Origin of the sequence: Alcanivorax sp. HI0007, assembly GCF_001635525.1 — a bacterium.
Lineage (GTDB): Bacteria > Pseudomonadota > Gammaproteobacteria > Pseudomonadales > Alcanivoracaceae > Alcanivorax.
In genome coordinates this window covers 1-245 of sequence record NZ_LWEJ01000212.1, presented here as the reverse complement: position 1 = coordinate 245, position 245 = coordinate 1, and the positions used below count along the sequence as shown (strand labels likewise).

The window sequence follows — 245 nt, the reverse complement described above, 5'->3', positions numbered from 1 at the left end:
AGGGTTGAACCAGTTTGCCGTTCATAAAGCGGGATTGGCTGGCATCAAACGCACTCATGGACGCCATCTGAATGCCGTGGGTCAATGGCCGGGCAATGCCGTTGTTGCCGACCACGCTGACGCGCACGGTGACGTTGGTATCCAGGGCGGTGGTGGAGGCCCAGATCTGTCCAGTGATGGGCCCATTGATAGCCATTTCTGCTTCCAGGGGCTCGCTGGTATAAACCGCTTCCAGCAGATTGACC

General features: G+C 58.0%; 1 protein-coding gene. It reads right to left on the bottom strand.

Annotation, left to right across the window (positions count from 1 at the left end):
* Nucleotides 1-245, bottom strand: a 245-nt coding sequence (locus tag A3714_RS10655) for a CocE/NonD family hydrolase C-terminal non-catalytic domain-containing protein (protein ID WP_304439029.1), incomplete at both ends; no start/stop codon positions are given.